This is a genomic window from Glutamicibacter arilaitensis (genome assembly GCF_044793945.1).
Lineage (GTDB): Bacteria > Actinomycetota > Actinomycetes > Actinomycetales > Micrococcaceae > Glutamicibacter > Glutamicibacter arilaitensis_B.
On sequence record NZ_CP084994.1, the window covers coordinates 3,014,347 to 3,031,038 of the forward strand.

The following is a 16,692-nucleotide window of genomic DNA, read 5'->3' on the forward strand; positions in this document are numbered from 1 at the left end:
TTTTTTAGCCACGTGGCTATAGAATAACGCTACAAGCAATGGACGAATTCATGCAACGGCATGAAAATCGATTCATTGCACGTCAACCTGAGTATTTTCTGAACAAGGAGGATGCAGTGCGCCCCATTCGAGTCCATTTGGCCGATAGTGATCATTTTTCACGCGCAGGAATCTCTGCAGTATTAGCATCCGCCAGTGACATTACGATCGAGAAAATCTCAGATTCCATGCATGAAGCTGTGCAGAATGCTGTGAGCCTCACCCCACACATTGTGATTCTGGAGTACTCGCTCAGTGGCGCCGATATTCATCACGCTATCGAGGAAATCACTTCCCAGGCGCCATCATCAAGAGTCGTCCTGCTCGCGAATTCATACGGGCGCGCTGAACTCGGGAAAGCATATGATGCGGGAAGCTCCGGACTGATTTCCAAAAATTCCATTAGCGCCGAGCTGCCCAGCGCACTTCGCATGGTCGCGGCCGGCTATCAATTGTTTGCCCAGCCATCTGATGGCTGGGAGAAACCGATGCGATATGCCAAACGGTCTCAGAATCAATCCATCGTTAGCGACTTAAGCGATCGAGACAAGCAACTTATGCGCGGTGTTGCTTCAGGGATGACGAACGTTCAAATTTCTCGATCCTCGCACATCAGTGAAGGCTCGGTGAAGTTGCATCTAGCACGGATCATGGATGAGCTTGAGGTCTCGAACCGTGTTCAGTTGGCGGTCATCGCCTCTGAAACAGGACTCATTACCTCGGCTGATCTACGGACCGCCTAGTAGACGGTCCGCAACTGGCTGGCTGGAATCCACATTTCTTCGCCGTCGCGGTCAATCTGTCGCCAAGCGCCTTGGCGAGCCACTATCACCACGGCCGTATCGGCCTGCAGAATGCGCGCCAACGAGTGATGATCTCCGGGGCCTCGACGGGCGTTAAGCTGAATGGTTGTCAGTGCTCGCTGGTTGGGGACCGCGATGAGCCCCCCTTTAGCGGGACGAGATGGCAAAGTCTGCAGATACATGCTCGGGACCCAGCCCAGCAGTTGGCCGAACTGAATTTGCGACCAAAGTCCCTGTTGCAGAACCATCCGCACCTTGCTCATTTGTTCGACAACCTTGAGCACCGGATAACCAGTGCCACTTCCCTTGCGCAGGTTGAGAGTTGCGGTGGTGACGTGGGTTGTCTCGATCAGCGAATATCGCGAAAGCACTCGCGATCCGCTAACCGCTTCTTGATTGCCTTCGACGTTTTCTTCAAAGGCAGCAGGAATCGGTTCAAGATAAATATTTGGTAGCCATCCGTAAATTCGGTGAACGTAAACGTGCGCCCAAGAGCCACGCACCTCAACAAGCGCTAGTTCTGTTCCCGAGTTCAGATTGCTCTGAATAAGGTAGTGTCGCCCCGCACCCTTACGTAGTTTCAGCTCTGCCGTTGTGCGGTGCGTATGCGTCGGTGACGACGTCCGAGCCGAAGGATGCGGATAACCCAATTGGTTCACAACCACCTCGATATAGAAAAACTTAGAGAACCAGCAAGTAGCTGATTCCCTAAGTTTATTTCATGTTTGAAGACTTTTTATCTTCCTGAAGTTTTATTCGCCTGCCGACGTGCGTCCGCCGAGCTCACGGTCAAGCCGCAGAATGCCGCTGCCGTCGTCTCCTACGAGTTTGAGACGGTCCAGAATCTCGGAAACGGAGGCTTCCTCTTCGACCTGCTCTTCGATAAACCAGTTCAGCATCGGGATCGAATCAATGTCGCCCTCGGTCTGCGCCAGTCGGTACAGTTCCCGAATAGCTTCGGAAACTTTACGCTCATGGGCCAAGGACACGGAGAACGCGTCAACAACAGTTTTGACGTTCATCGTCGGTGCAGGCTGTTCGCCGATCATTGGGCGAGCATCGCGGTCGGTCATGTGAGTCATGAACTTTTCCGCGTGCACTACTTCTTCAGCAGCCTGCGCACGGAACCAACCGGCAATGCCGGAAAGGCTCATGACATCCATTTCCACTGCCAACTGACGGTAAACGGTCGCAGCTGTCAATTCGAGGGTTAACTGAGTGTTGAAGGCTTCTGCCAATTTTCCGGTAAGTTTCATGTCTAAAGACTACGACTCATTTTCTTAGTTGTCACCGAAGTTCGGACACACTTATCACGACAGCAATTAGCACATACTTTCGCGTTGACCAGTAGTTAATTGAGCCGATGCTAACAAAGGTAAGGGCAACAACTCAGGGAGACCGGCTATTTCCCTAGACCCGCACGACGCAAAGCCTCGGCCATGGCGGTATTGGCGTTAGGTGCTGGTGCTGCCTTACGGTTGCCACCGTGTCCACGCTCGCTGCGATTGCTTTGACTTCCGCTGGAACCCCGTCCGCTTTGACTGCGTGTCTTTGGTTGTTCTGGCTTCTCTTTCTCGCCTGGCAGCTCGTCATCCAGACGCAAGGTGAGCGAAATGCGCTTACGCGCTGCGTCGACTTCCAAGACCTTCACCTTAACGATCTGTCCGGAGCTGACCACTTCACGCGGATCAGAAATGAACTTGTTGCTCATCGCCGAGACATGGATCAGCCCGTCCTGGTGCACTCCCAAATCAACGAAGGCTCCGAAGGCAGCCACATTGGAGACGGTACCCTCCATGATCATTCCCGGCTTCACGTCCGAAAGTGTTTCCACTCCCTCACGTAGTACTGCGGTAACGAATTCGCCGCGGGGGTCACGCGCCGGACGGCGGAGTTCTGCAATGACATCCCGAATCGTTGGCTCGCCGAACTGCTCCGTGGTGAAGTGAGCTGGGTTCAGTTCTTCTAATCGACGACCCTGGCTCTCGGCTGCCTGCTGCAGCTTGTTGGCCAGTGCATATGCTTCGGGATGGACCGAGGAAGCATCCAGGCGCTCCTTGCCACCGGTGATGCGCAAGAATCCAGCGCACTGTTCGAAGGCCTTGGCACCCAAGCGCGGCACCTTCAACAGCTCCTTGCGTGTAGCGAAAGCCCCATTGGCGTTGCGGTGATCCACAATATTTCGGCTAAGCAACGGGCCCACACCCGCTACGCGTGAGAGCAATGCCGGTGACGCGGTATTTACATCCACGCCGACCGCATTCACACAGTCCTCGACGACAGCATCCAAGGCTCGGTCCAGTTTCGTGGCACCAACATCATGTTGATACTGGCCCACGCCGATCGACTTCGGATCGATCTTCACCAGCTCGGCCAACGGGTCCTGCAGGCGCCGGGCAATGGACACCGCGCCGCGGATCGAGACGTCCAGGTCCGGTAGTTCCTGGCTTGCGAGTTCGGAGGCAGAATAGACGGACGCTCCGGCCTCGGACACGATGACCTTGGAAAGATCCTTGCCACCGAGGACCTTGATGACCTCTGCCGCGAGGCGATCGGTTTCGCGCCCTGCGGTGCCGTTGCCCACCGCAATAAGCGAGGTGCTGTGCTTCTGCGCCAGCTTGGCCAGGGTCTTCACCGATTCATCCCACCGGTTAGCCGGGGCATGAGGGTAGATGGTGGCAATATCGACGACCTTGCCGGTGAGGTCAACTACCGCGACCTTCACCCCGGTGCGCAAACCTGGATCCAGCCCGAGAACTGCCTTGTTTCCCGCCGGCGCGGCCAGCAGCACATCACGCAGATTAGCCGCGAAAATCTTCACTGATTCGTCCTCGGCGGCATCGAAGAGACGAGCACGCAAGTCGGATTCAAAACGGGTGAGCAACCGAGCCTTCCACGCCAGGCGGACGGTCTGCTGCAACCAGCTCGCGGCCGGCGCATCGGTGCTGGGGGAAATTCCGAGCGAGGCAGCGATGGCATTTTCGTATCCGCTGCGAGCTGCGGCGAGCGCCTGCTCATCGCGCGGATCTGCCTCGGCGAACTGCAGCTTCAGCGCTCCCTCACGTTCACCACGCAACAAGGCAAGCACGCGGTGCGACGGCAATGAATCCAGGGTCGCCACGTAGTCGAGGTAATCCTTGTATTTTCCTTGTGCGTCAGCGGTCGCGGTGGCCGAAGCGCTGGCGCCGATCTTGCCCGACTTCCACAGTCGCTCACGTAGTTCGGAAGCCAGCCCTACGTTCTGAGAGACCCTCTCGGTCACAATTGAGCGTGCGCCAGAAAGCACATCCAGCTCGGTGCCGAAGCCTGCTTCGACGTTGAGGTAAGTGCCCGCGGCCACGTGCGGATCGATATTCGGATCCTCAAGCAGCAAATCCGCCAGCGGCTCCAGGCCAGCTTCACGAGCAATCTGCGCCTTGGTTCGCCGCTTGGATTTGAACGGAAGGTAGATGTCCTCCAACTCGGCCTTGGTAGCCGCCGCCGAAATCGCAGCGTCAAGCTGATCTGTCAGCTTTTCGGCTTCGCTTATCGCCTCGCGCACTGCCGATCGGCGTTCTTCGAGTTCTCGTAAGTACCGCAAACGCTCTTCGAGCAAACGCAGCTGCGTGTCGGAAAGCATGCCGGTGACTTCTTTTCGATACCTGGCGATAAAGGGAACCGTTGACCCCGAGTCCAAAAGTTCCACGGCCGCTTTGACCTGCCAGACCGCAACTTTGGAGTCACCAGATAGTTCGGCTGCCAGCTGTTCAATGATCTTCTGCTCTGTGCTACTCACCGAACCATTGTGCCCCAAAGAGTTTAATCTTCAGATGATCAACTCGGTTGACACCCAGCAGATCCTAAAACTTGGACGCTAGACTTGCTAACTATGGGGAATGTAGCAATTCGAAAGTCAGCCGCGATACTAGCCGTATCGTCGCTCATAATGGTGACCGCTGGTTGTTCCGTGCTGGAAGATACCGCTTCGTCGGCAGCCTCGCAGCTCACCGACGCGGCTGCCACGGAGATGGTCCGCCAGGCCTGTGCGCCAGTTCAAGATGGCAGCATCGATGCGGGAGAGCTGCGCGTGCTCAGCTCCATTATCGGTTCGGTTGAAGGCGGCGGATTGCCGCAGCCTATGGTCGATGTGCTCAAGGACCTCGCAAGTTCCGGAGACCAGGCACCGCAAGCGCTGCAAGATCGTTTAGTGCAGGCCTGCGAAGATGCCAACGCAAACAACAACTAGCCCCACGGTGATCTAGACTTTTGACATATGGTCGAAATTCCCACCAGCGGTAAGGTCCGCCTTGATGCGTGGCTCTGGGCAGTGCGCATGTACAAAACTCGTTCTGCGGCGACCACCGCGTGCCGTGCCGGACATGTTCGGCTCAACGGGGATCCGGTCAAAGCTTCCCAAATAGTTGTTCCCGGGGACCGCATCCGAGTACGCAAGGACGGCTGGGACCGAGAACTCGAAGTCACCGGCCTTATTGCAAAGCGCGTCGGCGCCCCGGTAGCCGTCAAATGCTACCTTGACCACACACCTCCCCGTGAGAAAGTCGTCATCCCGCAGGTGCCGATCCGCGACCGGGGCGCAGGCCGCCCCACCAAGAAGGATCGCCGCGAAATTGATCGCTTGCGCACCTCTTGGCAGGGACCCGAAGACTAGTTCAATTCGATCGCTGGTACGTCCGCCGCGAATTCGAAAATCTGCGCATAGAACGCCAGCGAGCTTTCCAACGCCGTGACGATATTTGCCGACTTACGGAAGCCATGCTGCTCCCCTGCAAATAAGATGTAGGCATGCGGGATCCCCCGCTTGGCCAGGGCGTCTGCCACCACCTGTGACTGAGCTGGCGGGACTACCTTATCTTCATCCCCTTGGAGCAGCAGTACCGGGCAAGAAATCTTATCCACATGGTTGATGGGCGCCCGCTTTTCGTACAGCTCTGCTGCTTCCGGGTATGGGCCCACCAAGGAGAACATGTACTGGGATTCAAAGTCATGGGTATCTTGTACCAGTCCCACCAGATCTGAGACGCCATAACGGCTAATGCCAGCGGTAAAGACGTCGGAGAATGTCAGTGCGCACAGCACCGTCCAGCCCCCGGCGCTGCCACCTTCAATACCAATTCTTGCCGGATCGGCAAGGCCCCGGGAGATGAGCGCCTGGATGACCGCCACGGTATCCGCCACGTCAACCACGCCCCACGCGCCACGTAGTCGGTTTCGATAGTCTCGGCCATAGCCGGTGGAGCCACCATAGTTCACGTCCACCACGCCGATACCCCGCGATGTGTAGTAGGCGATGGCAGCACTCAGTGTGGCTACTGCTTGGCTAGTTGGCCCGCCGTGCACGAAGGTGACATACGGGGGCAGCTCTCCGTCAGCCCCGGCATAGCCTTCTTGGCGAGGCTTGTACAACAGTGCGTGGACCGCTTGGCCAGCCACATTGACGCATTCAAATTCTTCGACTTCGGGAAGCATGGCAGGGTCTGGAAGCTCGGCGATTGATCGAGTCACCGACTGGTGCTCCAAGGTCTCCAGATTGATCAAGGAGATCTCTTCTCCTTGGGTCAGCGAAGAGGTCCCGGCCAGCAGCCACCCATCTTGCAACGCTAGCGGGCGTACCCGGGTGAAGGGAAGGGAAAGATCTTCCAGTCCCCCGGTAATCGTATGCACCCGAGCGATTTTGGTAGTTCCAGTTCCATAGGAGCACAACAGGGTCTGCTGGTTTTCGTTCAAATACCAGCCGGTCCCTACCTGCCACAGCGGACCTGCAAACTCTGCCGCGCGGTCAACTAAACGCACGGTTCGCCCGGAGCTGAGCTGGTAGGTGTAGGGGTTCCACCATCCCGAGGCATCCGAGATGAAGGTCAGCCGGTCATTATCTGTCCATTCGGGCTGCATGACCGAGATGTCGAGGCCGCCGGCGATCACCGAGTCTTGCAGGATTCCCTGCTCGGCGTATTCGGCGAGGTGAAGTTCGGTCGCATCCCAAGGCATATCCGGGTGGTCCCAGCTGATCCAGGTCAGGTGTTGAGCATCCGGACTCAGCCGCGGCCCGGCGACGAAGCGAGCCGGTGCGCTGAGCAAACGGATTGCCGTGAGATCTTCGCTGGCGCTGCCATCCAAGGGGATTTCCACAATATGGCGCACCGGTTCGGAGCGAAGGTCCTCCATAATAGCCAGTACCCGGCCTGCCGGGCCCGGAACAAACTCGGCGAAGCGCAACGCCGGATCGCCATCGACCATACTTGGCGGAGTCAACGCCACGGGTTCTTCATTGGCCAGCACCTTCAGGTAGACGCGCTGGTCATCGAAGTTCGCAAAGACCACCGCGGGGATGTCCCCGACGAGCAGCAGCCAGCTGGCGCCTCCGTACTCATGAACTCGCGAGCGCACGTTGTACGGCGCCTCGATCAGCTGACGCCCGGCAGCGGCAGCGTTGCGTTCATACTCGATGAGAGTCATGCGTCCGCCCTCTGCGGGCAGCCCCTCCTGAACGATCAGCTTGTCTCCAAAGAAGGAGGCTGCGCCTAAAGGTTTAGTGCCAGCTGCTACTTGCTGAGCTGAGATTGACGACGGCCAGGATCCAAAGGGCATGTGCTGAAGCATGTGTTCGATCCTAGTCATATTTTGAGCTGAGAACGACCCTCGACAAGCGATAACTCGGTGCGCTTGGATGGAGCCATGGCAAAGTTTGTATTGTTCCTACGCGGAGTCAACGTCGGTGGCGTCAAAGTATTGATGAAAGATCTCGCTACACTGCTCAGCGAAGCCGGCTACGGCCAGGTTAAAACCGTGCTCGCCAGCGGCAATGTCATCCTCGACGCACCGCACTGCGAGGCTCTCGAAGTTCGTGAGCGCTGCGAGCAACTGCTTGCCGAACACTATGGCCGCCCGATACCGGCGCTGGTATTCAGCGCCGCCGAGGTCCACGAACTGGCGACCGGCTTCCCCCTGGCGGTTCCCGAGCCAGCCGCCGACTACCACCGTTATCTGACTCTCTGCGCAGGAGCCCAGGATGCGCAGGAGCTTCATGCCGCGGCGTCCCAGCTCGTCGATGCCAACGTAGTGGCGGTGCGAGCCAGGAGCTTGTGCTGGATCAGTGAGAAGGGCCAAAGCCTTGAATCCCCGATTTCGAAGCTTGTCACCGCCCAAGCTCGCCAGCGGATTATCACCACGCGCAACCTCAATACCTTAGTAAAACTTTCGACGATTATTCGTGCGCAGGAACTCGGAGAATAATAAGCACTGCATCCGCTTCCGCTTCAACTCGCTGAGGGCCACACCATGCTCATTGTCATCGAACTCGTTGGCATTTTCTTTTTCGCCGTTGCCGGCTCACTGATGGCTGCCCGACGCGGTTTCGACATGCTTGGTTCGGTGTTCCTCGGCGGCGTCACCGGCCTAGGCGGCGGTGTGGTGCGCGACCTGATCCTGAATGAATCCCCGGCCACGTTCGGGCACCCAATTTATTTCCTGCCACCGGTGCTCGCCGCGCTGCTTGTCTATGGTTTCACTCCTGCCATCCAAAAGCTTCACCGTCTGGTACTGGTCTTCGACGCCGCGGGGCTGGGACTGTTCTGCATGACCGGAACGCTCAAGGCGCTGCAGCACGATTTTAATCCGGTCACCGCGGTGCTTCTGGGAATGATTACCGGTGTCGGCGGCGGACTGATGCGCGATGTCATCTCCAATGTCACCCCGGATTTGTTCAACCCGCGGGACATCTATGCGATCCCGGCAATGATCGGCGGCATCCTCACCGCGGTGTTCTGGAGTTTTGACCTCTTCAACCCCCTAGTTGGCGTGGGCATTGCGGCGCTGACCTTCGCCACGCGCCTGGCCTCGTTGAAGTTCGGCTGGCGGATACCGCTTGCGGCAGGTCACTGGCACCGGCCCACTCCAAGTCCCCCACCGGAGAACGGACCGCAACGACATTTCTAGGTGCCGCTAGTCCAGGCGTTCGAGTTTGCCTTCGTTTTCAGCGCCCGGCGCTGAGTCCTCGATGGTGCGCGGCGGATTGATGATCATTGCTCCGAGCAGCATCACCACGATGCACACGCCGAGCATCGAGAAGGCGGCACCCCAGGATCCGCTGGCCTGTTGGACGACGCCAAAGAGCATCGGGACGATGGCGGCACCGGCATATCCCAGACCCTGGGCGAAGCCGGAAAGCACACCTGAGCCGTAGGTTGTGCGCGAGCGCAGGTTCATCATCAGCAGCGCGATAGCGAAGGTGCCCTGGCCCAGGCCTGCCATCGAAACCCAGAACCAGGTTCCCTGTGTCGGTGAAAGATAAATTCCAAGGTGGCCGATAATCCAGCAGAGGGTGAACACACCCACCGCGATGATCGGGTTCTTCAATCGTGGAACCCACAGCGGAACCAGCAGGGCCACCGGCAATCCGAGGATCGCGAAGAGCGCGAGCATATTTCCGCTGGTTGCCTCGTCCAATCCTTGGGCGTGCAGGTAGGGCGGTAGCCAGGTGAAGTAAACGTAGGTCTGCGCGGAGTTGCCGGCAAGGAAGATGGCCAAACCCCAAGCTACCTTGGACTTCCACGGGTTGATCCGCGCGATCTCATGTCCGCTGGCCGCCGGCATTGGCACCTCAGGGCGTTCCACGCGGCGGTCTGCGATCAGTTGCGCCGTCCACGGGATCAGCACGATCCCGGAAAGCAGAGCCCACGAACCGATCGAGGTCTGCCAGCTGCCGACGTTGGCAAAAGGAACCGAGAACTGCGGTGCCAGCCAGGTGCCGATGGCTATCATCGTGACGTATCCGCTGGTGACTACGCCGATACGATCCGGGAAGTATTTCTTGACTAGTGGCGGCAGCACCACGTTACCCATGCCGTAACCGGCCAAGGTGACAATGGACAGAGCCAAGAAGGGGTAGACATTTGGCATAAATGGTCGTGCCAGCTGTCCGGCTACCGCCAGCGCCACAGAAATGATGAGAGTGCGCTCCAGGCCCCAGAGGCGAATCAACCGCGGGGTCAGCAGCCCGAAGACCGCAAATGAGATCGGTGCCAGCATGGCTAGCAGTCCGGTAGTGAACTCGGTGAACTCGATATCATCTTGGATGCGGCCCAATAGCGGCGGCACGGACACTACCGCCGCACGCAGCGACAAAGCCATCAACAAGATGCCTAGCAGCGCCCCGAGACGACCTTTGAGTCGGTTCCTTGTGCCGTCTTCGGCCATGTGACACATCCCTGCAGAATTATTCGTTGAGTTCTTTCAACTTTTTAAGTTGCGGGACCAAGTCTAGTAATTCTTGCAGCCGACCATCAAAATTGGTTTGATACCAGGAGCCCGGCGTGGCCAAATGGGCATAGAGCCCTTCGCCAATCAGGATGACCAGATGCGCGATCGCCGGGTCTCCAACTTCGTCGAGGATTAGCTGCAGCCACCGGGAGTGCACGTCCTCTAGCATCGCCGCTGCGCTCGCAACACCGGCCTGAGCCAGACGCTGCACAGCGACCAAATGACGGTCCAATTCGGTGTCGACTTCCGCGGAGGTCTGCACGTAATATACCGAGGCGCCTTCGGCGGCCTCGTGCATCCGATCGAGGTCTAACTGGACATGTTCCTCCGTCGACTCGATCACACCGGCTGCAAGCGCCTCCTTTGAAGCAAAGTGATAAAGCAGTCCGCCTTTTGAAACTCCTGCTCGTGTCGCGGCGGCATCAAGGGTTGCCGCACGCTCCCCTTCTTCGCAGAGCAACGAGATATAAGCATCTAGCACCTTCGTGCGTGCCGCAGGTGGACGGGCCATGAATCTCCTTGAGTTTTAGACGGTGACGGATTTAACCTTACATTCGATGGTAACTATACCAACCAGACGGTATAGTTACGATTGGAGTGAAACAGCACTCCCCACTTTCTGCACACAAATTTCGAAGGCCAATCCAATGAGCTCACAGATCACCGAACGCACCTCCACGCTGAGTCGTTCGCGCCGCTGGGCCGCTCTGACTGTATTACTTTTCCCGGTACTACTCGTCTCCGTGGACAACACGGTGCTGTCATTTGCGGTTCCCGCCATCTCGGGTGCGCTATCGCCTAGCGGTACGCAACTGCTATGGATCATCGACATCTACCCACTGATCCTCGCGGGACTGCTAGTGCCCATGGGTTTCTTAGGCGACCGGATTGGCCGACGCAAGGTGCTGCTGATCGGCGCCACGGGATTCGCCCTGGTTTCAGCGCTAGCGGCTTTCGCCACCGATGCCTTCCAGCTTGTGCTCGCCCGCGCACTGCTCGGCATTTTCGGCGCCATGCTGATGCCGGCCACCTTGTCACTGATCCGCAATATCTTCCCCGACGCGAAAGAACGCCGGACCGCGGTAGCCATCTGGGCCTGCGCGTTCTCCGGAGGAGCGGTCCTCGGGCCAATCATTGGCGGGATCCTCTTGGAGCATTTTTGGTGGGGTTCGGTCTTCCTGCTGGCAGTTCCCATGCTGCTACCGCTGCTGATCGGCGGGCTGCTGCTTCTGCCCGAATCCAAGGACCCGAATCCCGGGCGAGTCGATCCGGTTTCCATCGTCTTGGTCATTTTGACCCTGCTGCCCTTCGTCTACGCGATCAAGTCCTTCACCTCCGAACCTCTATACGTGGTGATTGGGTCCGTAACGCTCTCCGTAATTAGCGGAGTGAGCTTCGTGCGCCGGCAGCTGGCTTCCGCCAATCCAATGATCGACGTACGCCTGTTTTCCAACGCCGCTTTCTCGGGAGCGCTCACGGTGAACCTGATCGGAGTCTTCTCGCTCGTTGGATTCATTTACTTTGTCTCCCAGCACCTGCAGCTCATCGCAGGGTACAGTCCGCTCGATGCTGGTCTGCTGATGACCCCGGGCCTCGTTTTGACGATGGTCTTCGGCCTCGTCTCGGTGCCGTTGTCCTCACGATTTGGCGCGCCGGCGATTATGGTCGGCGGACTCCTGCTTTCTGCCTTGGCCTACACGGTGGTTGTTTTCGCAGGTTCCTCTGGAGATGTCTTCTGGCTCATGGCGGCCTTCTGTGTCCTGGGAATCGGTGTAGGGATGTCCGAAACCCTTTCCAATGACATGGTCCTCAGCGCTGTACCAGCCTCGAAATCGGGGGCAGCCTCGGCGATCTCGGAAACCGCCTATGAGGTCGGAGCGGTCCTTGGCGTGGCCGTGCTTGGCACCATTTTGAATACCGTCTATGCCGCACAGCTCAAGGTTCCAGGTGCCCTCGACGCGGCGCAGACCCAAGCGGCCGGGGAAACTCTGAGTGGCGCGCATCAGATTGCGCAGGGGCTGCCGACCGATCAGGCGCAGTCGCTCTTGAGCTCTGCAGCCCACGCATTCGACCACGGAGTACTCATCACTTCCAGCATTGCGGCGGTACTGGCATTAGTCGCCGCGATCGTAGTAGCTCGAATCATCAAACCCGCTACTCGGTAAACGATTTGGGACACTTTCCGAAAATCTAGATTAATTAGGTCAAAGTTATTCAAAAGTTGCGAATCTCGACGTAGGCTAGGCAGTGTAGTTCCAAAGTAATTCGCGAAGAACCCTTTAGAAGTTTGTGAATGTCGATCCGCATGGTTGGCGCGAACCCCTTCTAGACGTGAAGTGAATGACTTGGCTGCTTCGTAAGAAGATGAAACTTCGGTTTCAACGTCTCGCGTGGATTACAACCAAGCTCACCAACAAAAACGGTGAGGAACGTCTGAAAGGACCAAATAGAATAATGGCAACCGGTATCGTCAAGTGGTTTAACGCTGAAAAAGGCTTCGGATTCATCGCTCCAGACAGCGGAGATCCAGACGTCTTTGCTCACTTCTCCGCCATCCAGACCCAGGGCTTCCGTACCCTGGAAGAGGGCCAGAAGGTTGAGTTCGAAGTAGTTGAGGGCCCTAAGGGTCTTCAGGCAGCGGACATCCGCGGACTCTAAAGCGTCTTAGGCGAATAGCCCCTAGACATTAGCGTCAACGGCGCCTTCCCAGAATTATCTGGGAAGGCGCCGTTTTCACGTTTATTGCCCGATGCGGAATAGTCCCGCGCCTCGTCAGGTTGTATCAACTGTGAAGCTTTCGATTCTGGACCTTGCCCCGGTTGCACCTAATAGCACCATCTCCGACTCATTCAAGTCATCTGTACGCCTCGCTCAGCTTGCTGAGCGCACCGGTTATGAACGTGTTTGGTACGCCGAGCACCACAACATGCCGACTATCGCCTCCAGCGCGACCTCCCTACTGATCAGCCACGTGGCCCACCACACGGAAAGCATCCGTTTGGGCTCTGGCGGCGTCATGCTCCCCAACCATTCGCCACTGGTGATTGCCGAGCAATTCGGAACCCTGGCCGAAATCTTCGGCGATCGTATCGATCTAGGAATGGGACGCGCACCAGGCACCGATATGACCACCTTGCGCGCGCTGCGACGAGACCCGTCGGCCTCCGATTCCTTCCCGCAGGATGTATTGGAACTTCAGGCCTACCTTGCCGGCGAGTCACGCATCCCGGGCGTTCAAGCGATTCCCGGCGCGGGCACAAACGTTCCGCTCTACATTCTGGGCTCCTCGCTCTTCGGCGCGCAGCTTGCCGCGCAGCTCGGTCTTCCATACTCTTTCGCTTCGCATTTCGCTCCGGCGGCGTTGCATCAGGCGGTCAAGACCTACCGCGAGCAGTTCAAGCCTTCGGCTCAGCTGGCCGAACCTTATGTCATCGCCGGAGTCGGCGTGATTGCCGCCGAGAGCGTTCAGCACGCCCACGATCTCAAGGTGGCCTCCGAACGCCACCGCGTCGCGTCCTTCTTAGGTCGCAACGCGAAGAAGGAATTTACCGAAGCCGAACTTGACATGGTGATGGAGACTCCGCAAGCCGAGCAGATCTTGGACATGATGCGCTACACGGCCATCGGTACCGGGCAGAACGTGGCCGAGTATCTTGAAGCTTTCGCGGAAAGCGCTCAAGCGGACGAGCTGATCACCGTGCACCACCCATTGCTCGAGGAGGACCGATTGAATTCGGTCAACCTCACCGCGCAGGCCTGCCGGTTGGTTACTGCGGGCTAATGCGCACCCAGCGCTTGACCGCAAAGATCAGCGCGATGATTAGTGCAACGGTCAATACACCTTCAACGCCAATATAGGCGTAGTGCCATAGCGATCCGCCCGCGGAAGAACCGGCCAGCACCGCATCGGTGCGTGCCGACAGCCCGGGGCGGATCGCTACCGTTTTAATGGCCAACAGGAATCCGATGAGTCCCAGCAGCCACCACCAGGCTCGGTCCGCGCCACGTTTAATGCTTCCGGCGAGCAAAGCAATGAAGAGCACGATTTCCACCGCGTTCATGGCCGCGAAGACCAGCCGTCCGATGCCTAATCCCAGCCCGATGGTAATCCCGGGTGCGGTGAACTTCAGCGGCGCCTCAATGAATGAAATTCCAATGATCAGTCCGAGCCAGATGGCTGGGACGAAAACTCGGGCGGCGGCCGCCCAGGTGGCGGACCGCGTGGCCACCGCAGAAGTGGAAGTACTCATACCTGCTAGGCTACGCCCGGGAATTACGGTCCTTCACCAATGAAGCCACGGACCATCCGGTGAGCAGCAGGGCCAGCAGCGCGCAAAGAATACTGAAGATCAGAATACTTAGTTCCTGGCCATAGACTCCCACGGCCCAGCCCAAGGCAATCACCGGCAGCGCGCTTCCGAGGTAGGTCACCAAGTAAATAGTCGACACGGTCTGCGCGTGAAGGGACGCCGATACCGCGTTTACCGCACCGCTGAATGCGGTCCTGAACGCTATTCCCTGCCCTAGGCCAATCAGCGCCAGCGCCAGAATTGCCAGCCACAGCGAACCGGCTTCCGCGGCCACCACCAGGCCAATGGTGCTAGCGGCCAGCATCACCAAGCCAACGGGCAGCAGACGCTGGCCACCGCGGATCACTACCTGGGACAGCGCCGATATGCCCAGCGGAAGACCAGCGACAAGCCCGATCATCGGCAACGAGGTCAGCCCGAAAACCTGCGCGAAATATCCCGGGGCCAGCGATAATGCGAAACCGAAAACCGCAAAGCTCAAGAATCCAACCAGCGCACCCATCCAGAACTTGGACCGGGCATCGCTCGGGATGCCCAATCGACGAGGCGCCAATGCACGGTGCCGTTTGCCGCGTTCGGCCATGGCAATCGCCGGACGCGCCTTCAATGCGACCAATGGAATCAGTGTAGCGAGCAGAAGCACCGCCTGCACGGTGAAGACCGTGGCACGTCCGCCTGGCAATAATGCCAGCACGCCGCCGAGCAATGGGCCAAAAGCCACTCCTCCAGAAGATGCCAGAAGGGTGAAGCGCGAAGCCCATTCGGGTTTATGCGGCAATAACTCGCGCAGCGCTGCGGCGCTAGCACCGGTAGCTAGGGCAACGCCTGCGCCCTGCAGCCCGCGGCCGATGCACAGTTCCCACAGGCTTGATGCATCGCCGAAGCTCAGTGTGCCCACCAGCGAGATGATGATGGCAAGCACCAGTGCGGCGCGACGGCCGATATGATCGGACCAGTGGCCCACGATGTAGAGGAAGAACATCAGCGAACAGACGTAGCTGGCGAAGGCGATGGTCGTACCCATAGCATCCAGTGAAAGTTCGGCTTGCAGCTGCGGGTAGAGCGGCGTCGCCAAATTAGCGCCCACCAGCAAGGTGAAGCTCACCAGCACGGTGATGCTCAAACGCGTGGTGATGCCCGGGTTCCAGGTCAATGGCCTGGTTCGAGCTGGTTGCATGCGTAGTTCGCTGATTACCGACATGAGGTCTCCCAAAAGGCGGGTGGTCCAAAGGATGTCGCCATGTTGTTGCACAAAAAAAGTTTTTACCGGTGGGGCTACTCGATACCCCACCGGTTATTTGAGCGATCTGTAAGAAAATGTCTACTGATCTAGACCGTTCACTCATAAATATCCTCTAAAGAGGGACACTCGGACTTCAAACTTGTTAGAGTTTGAGCAAAATAGTCAAAAACTTGGCCTCTGTGGGTCTTAGGAGTGAGCAAATGGTGCGTTTGGATGACGTCGATCTGAAAATTCTCTTGGCGTTGATCCGGGATCCGCGGATCCAAATCTCGGACCTCGCCGACGAAGTTGGCGTGGCCCGTAACACCGCCCAGTCGCGTCTGCGCCGCCTGCAGCGCGCGGATGTGCTCCGCGAAGGCGGCCGAGATCTTGACCTGGCAAAACTCGGCTATGACGTGTTGGCCTTCGTGACCTTGGAAGTCGTGCACCGCGACCTGGATACCGTGGTGACCTCGCTGCGGCAGATCCCCAACGTGCTTGAAATCCATGAAACTTCTGGCCGCGGAGATGTCTGGGTTCGGTTGATCGCCACCGATACCCACCAGCTGCAGTCGGGGCTGCGCCAGATCCTGCGGATCAAGGGTGTCACCCGGTCCGAAACCACATTCGCGCTCCACACCCACCTGGCTTACCGGGCCGCACCACTGTTGGAGCACTATGCCGAACACAATCACTGAAATCCGCGAAAATACAAGTCTTTCCTTGTAGGCATTCCCGGCCTAGGCTGTGATTACGAGAAGTCATGAGGGATAACCCCGACTCTCGTCGGATCCCTCGCATTCTGTGGAGGAGTACGTGATGACTAAAGATTTTGAACCAACCGACTTCGCTCCCGAGTACGGGAACGACATCTACGAACCCGATGACGGTCGCGATTCCCAAGCCTATGAAGGTTCCAGCGACGCGCCCGAAACGATGCGAAACATCGATCCATTAGCCACTCGCAACTACCTGCTCGATGACGATCTGGAAACCGAAGCGGAACTGGATAACGAATTCACCGAAGAATCCAACGACGACGAAGATGAGGACTAGCTCACTG

General features: G+C 58.0%; 18 protein-coding genes. 10 read left to right on the forward strand and 8 right to left on the reverse strand.

Annotation, left to right across the window (positions count from 1 at the left end):
• The first annotated feature begins 38 nt into the window (after nucleotides 1–38).
• Nucleotides 39–782 carry a response regulator transcription factor gene (locus LG294_RS14170; RefSeq protein WP_404286771.1) on the forward strand — a complete coding sequence of 248 codons (744 nt, stop codon included), beginning with the start codon at nucleotides 39–41 and terminating at the stop codon, nucleotides 780–782.
• Here the strand turns inward: LG294_RS14170 and LG294_RS14175 are convergent.
• From LG294_RS14175 to LG294_RS14185, 3 genes are all read right to left on the reverse strand, one after another.
• Entirely contained in the window at nucleotides 779–1,501 is a 723-nt protein-coding gene (locus LG294_RS14175) for an SH3 domain-containing protein (protein ID WP_404286773.1), read from the reverse strand. The genes LG294_RS14170 and LG294_RS14175 overlap by 4 nt on opposite strands.
• Before the next feature lie 93 nt (nucleotides 1,502–1,594).
• A complete protein-coding gene (locus tag LG294_RS14180; RefSeq protein WP_404286775.1) occupies nucleotides 1,595–2,098 on the reverse strand; it encodes a ferritin in 504 nt (167 codons plus the stop codon).
• Between the two features lie 146 nt (nucleotides 2,099–2,244).
• Nucleotides 2,245–4,617 carry a Tex family protein gene (locus LG294_RS14185; protein ID WP_404286777.1) on the reverse strand — a complete coding sequence of 791 codons (2,373 nt, stop codon included), beginning with the start codon at nucleotides 4,615–4,617 and terminating at the stop codon, nucleotides 2,245–2,247.
• A gap of 93 nt (nucleotides 4,618–4,710) precedes the next feature.
• Between LG294_RS14185 and LG294_RS14190 the strand changes: the two genes are divergently transcribed.
• Nucleotides 4,711–5,067: a hypothetical protein gene (locus LG294_RS14190; RefSeq protein ID WP_404286779.1), complete on the forward strand. Its 357-nt coding sequence runs from the start codon at nucleotides 4,711–4,713 to the stop codon at nucleotides 5,065–5,067.
• A gap of 27 nt (nucleotides 5,068–5,094) precedes the next feature.
• Nucleotides 5,095–5,490: an RNA-binding S4 domain-containing protein gene (locus tag LG294_RS14195; protein ID WP_404286781.1), complete on the forward strand. Its 396-nt coding sequence runs from the start codon at nucleotides 5,095–5,097 to the stop codon at nucleotides 5,488–5,490.
• On the opposite strand, the gene LG294_RS14200 is transcribed toward LG294_RS14195, so the two are convergent.
• Nucleotides 5,487–7,439, reverse strand: coding sequence for a prolyl oligopeptidase family serine peptidase (locus LG294_RS14200; RefSeq protein ID WP_404286783.1), 1,953 nt, complete (start codon nucleotides 7,437–7,439; stop codon nucleotides 5,487–5,489). The genes LG294_RS14195 and LG294_RS14200 overlap by 4 nt on opposite strands.
• 75 nt (nucleotides 7,440–7,514) lie before the next feature.
• Between LG294_RS14200 and LG294_RS14205 the strand changes: the two genes are divergently transcribed.
• Nucleotides 7,515–8,072 carry a DUF1697 domain-containing protein gene (locus LG294_RS14205; protein WP_404286785.1) on the forward strand — a complete coding sequence of 186 codons (558 nt, stop codon included), beginning with the start codon at nucleotides 7,515–7,517 and terminating at the stop codon, nucleotides 8,070–8,072.
• Between the two features lie 45 nt (nucleotides 8,073–8,117).
• Complete coding sequence (locus LG294_RS14210; protein ID WP_404286787.1) at nucleotides 8,118–8,774, forward strand: trimeric intracellular cation channel family protein; 657 nt, start codon at nucleotides 8,118–8,120, stop codon at nucleotides 8,772–8,774.
• A gap of 6 nt (nucleotides 8,775–8,780) precedes the next feature.
• Here LG294_RS14210 and LG294_RS14215 read toward each other — a convergent pair whose 3' ends face one another.
• Nucleotides 8,781–10,034 carry a CynX/NimT family MFS transporter gene (locus tag LG294_RS14215; protein ID WP_404286789.1) on the reverse strand — a complete coding sequence of 418 codons (1,254 nt, stop codon included), beginning with the start codon at nucleotides 10,032–10,034 and terminating at the stop codon, nucleotides 8,781–8,783.
• A gap of 19 nt (nucleotides 10,035–10,053) precedes the next feature.
• Entirely contained in the window at nucleotides 10,054–10,608 is a 555-nt protein-coding gene (locus LG294_RS14220; RefSeq protein ID WP_404286791.1) for a TetR/AcrR family transcriptional regulator, read from the reverse strand.
• Between the two features lie 136 nt (nucleotides 10,609–10,744).
• Between LG294_RS14220 and LG294_RS14225 the strand changes: the two genes are divergently transcribed.
• From LG294_RS14225 to LG294_RS14235, 3 genes are all read left to right on the forward strand, one after another.
• Nucleotides 10,745–12,262, forward strand: a complete 1,518-nt coding sequence (locus tag LG294_RS14225; RefSeq protein ID WP_404286793.1) for an MFS transporter — start codon at nucleotides 10,745–10,747, stop codon at nucleotides 12,260–12,262.
• A 289-nt stretch (nucleotides 12,263–12,551) separates the two neighbouring features.
• Entirely contained in the window at nucleotides 12,552–12,755 is a 204-nt protein-coding gene (locus tag LG294_RS14230) for a cold-shock protein (RefSeq protein ID WP_096286756.1), read from the forward strand.
• A 91-nt stretch (nucleotides 12,756–12,846) separates the two neighbouring features.
• Nucleotides 12,847–13,878: an LLM class flavin-dependent oxidoreductase gene (locus LG294_RS14235; RefSeq protein WP_404286796.1), complete on the forward strand. Its 1,032-nt coding sequence runs from the start codon at nucleotides 12,847–12,849 to the stop codon at nucleotides 13,876–13,878.
• On the opposite strand, the gene LG294_RS14240 is transcribed toward LG294_RS14235, so the two are convergent.
• Entirely contained in the window at nucleotides 13,865–14,347 is a 483-nt protein-coding gene (locus LG294_RS14240; RefSeq protein ID WP_404286798.1) for a hypothetical protein, read from the reverse strand. The genes LG294_RS14235 and LG294_RS14240 overlap by 14 nt on opposite strands.
• A 10-nt stretch (nucleotides 14,348–14,357) precedes the next feature.
• Complete coding sequence (locus LG294_RS14245; protein WP_404286800.1) at nucleotides 14,358–15,608, reverse strand: MFS transporter; 1,251 nt, start codon at nucleotides 15,606–15,608, stop codon at nucleotides 14,358–14,360.
• Nucleotides 15,609–15,850: 242 nt separating this feature from the next.
• On the opposite strand from LG294_RS14245, the gene LG294_RS14250 reads away from it, so the two are divergent.
• Both LG294_RS14250 and LG294_RS14255 read left to right on the forward strand, forming a co-directional pair.
• Entirely contained in the window at nucleotides 15,851–16,327 is a 477-nt protein-coding gene (locus tag LG294_RS14250; protein WP_404286802.1) for an Lrp/AsnC family transcriptional regulator, read from the forward strand.
• A gap of 121 nt (nucleotides 16,328–16,448) precedes the next feature.
• Nucleotides 16,449–16,685 (forward strand): hypothetical protein, encoded by a 237-nt coding sequence (locus LG294_RS14255; RefSeq protein ID WP_404286804.1) that lies wholly within the window; start codon nucleotides 16,449–16,451, stop codon nucleotides 16,683–16,685.
• Nucleotides 16,686–16,692: the final 7 nt, after the last annotated feature.

Coding starts and splice junctions, on each gene's coding strand:
- LG294_RS14195 (WP_404286781.1), top strand. CDS start 5,095: ATGGTCGAAATTCCCACCAGCGGTAAGGTCCGCCTTGATGCGTGGCTC.
- LG294_RS14190 (WP_404286779.1), top strand. CDS start 4,711: ATGGGGAATGTAGCAATTCGAAAGTCAGCCGCGATACTAGCCGTATCG.
- LG294_RS14230 (WP_096286756.1), top strand. CDS start 12,552: ATGGCAACCGGTATCGTCAAGTGGTTTAACGCTGAAAAAGGCTTCGGA.
- LG294_RS14235 (WP_404286796.1), top strand. CDS start 12,847: ATGCGGAATAGTCCCGCGCCTCGTCAGGTTGTATCAACTGTGAAGCTT.
- LG294_RS14180 (WP_404286775.1), bottom strand. CDS start 2,098: ATGAAACTTACCGGAAAATTGGCAGAAGCCTTCAACACTCAGTTAACC.
- LG294_RS14240 (WP_404286798.1), bottom strand. CDS start 14,347: ATGAGTACTTCCACTTCTGCGGTGGCCACGCGGTCCGCCACCTGGGCG.
- LG294_RS14170 (WP_404286771.1), top strand. CDS start 39: ATGGACGAATTCATGCAACGGCATGAAAATCGATTCATTGCACGTCAA.
- LG294_RS14215 (WP_404286789.1), bottom strand. CDS start 10,034: ATGGCCGAAGACGGCACAAGGAACCGACTCAAAGGTCGTCTCGGGGCG.
- LG294_RS14200 (WP_404286783.1), bottom strand. CDS start 7,439: ATGCTTCAGCACATGCCCTTTGGATCCTGGCCGTCGTCAATCTCAGCT.
- LG294_RS14210 (WP_404286787.1), top strand. CDS start 8,118: ATGCTCATTGTCATCGAACTCGTTGGCATTTTCTTTTTCGCCGTTGCC.
- LG294_RS14220 (WP_404286791.1), bottom strand. CDS start 10,608: ATGGCCCGTCCACCTGCGGCACGCACGAAGGTGCTAGATGCTTATATC.
- LG294_RS14255 (WP_404286804.1), top strand. CDS start 16,449: ATGACTAAAGATTTTGAACCAACCGACTTCGCTCCCGAGTACGGGAAC.
- LG294_RS14205 (WP_404286785.1), top strand. CDS start 7,515: ATGGCAAAGTTTGTATTGTTCCTACGCGGAGTCAACGTCGGTGGCGTC.
- LG294_RS14225 (WP_404286793.1), top strand. CDS start 10,745: ATGAGCTCACAGATCACCGAACGCACCTCCACGCTGAGTCGTTCGCGC.
- LG294_RS14245 (WP_404286800.1), bottom strand. CDS start 15,608: ATGTCGGTAATCAGCGAACTACGCATGCAACCAGCTCGAACCAGGCCA.
- LG294_RS14250 (WP_404286802.1), top strand. CDS start 15,851: ATGGTGCGTTTGGATGACGTCGATCTGAAAATTCTCTTGGCGTTGATC.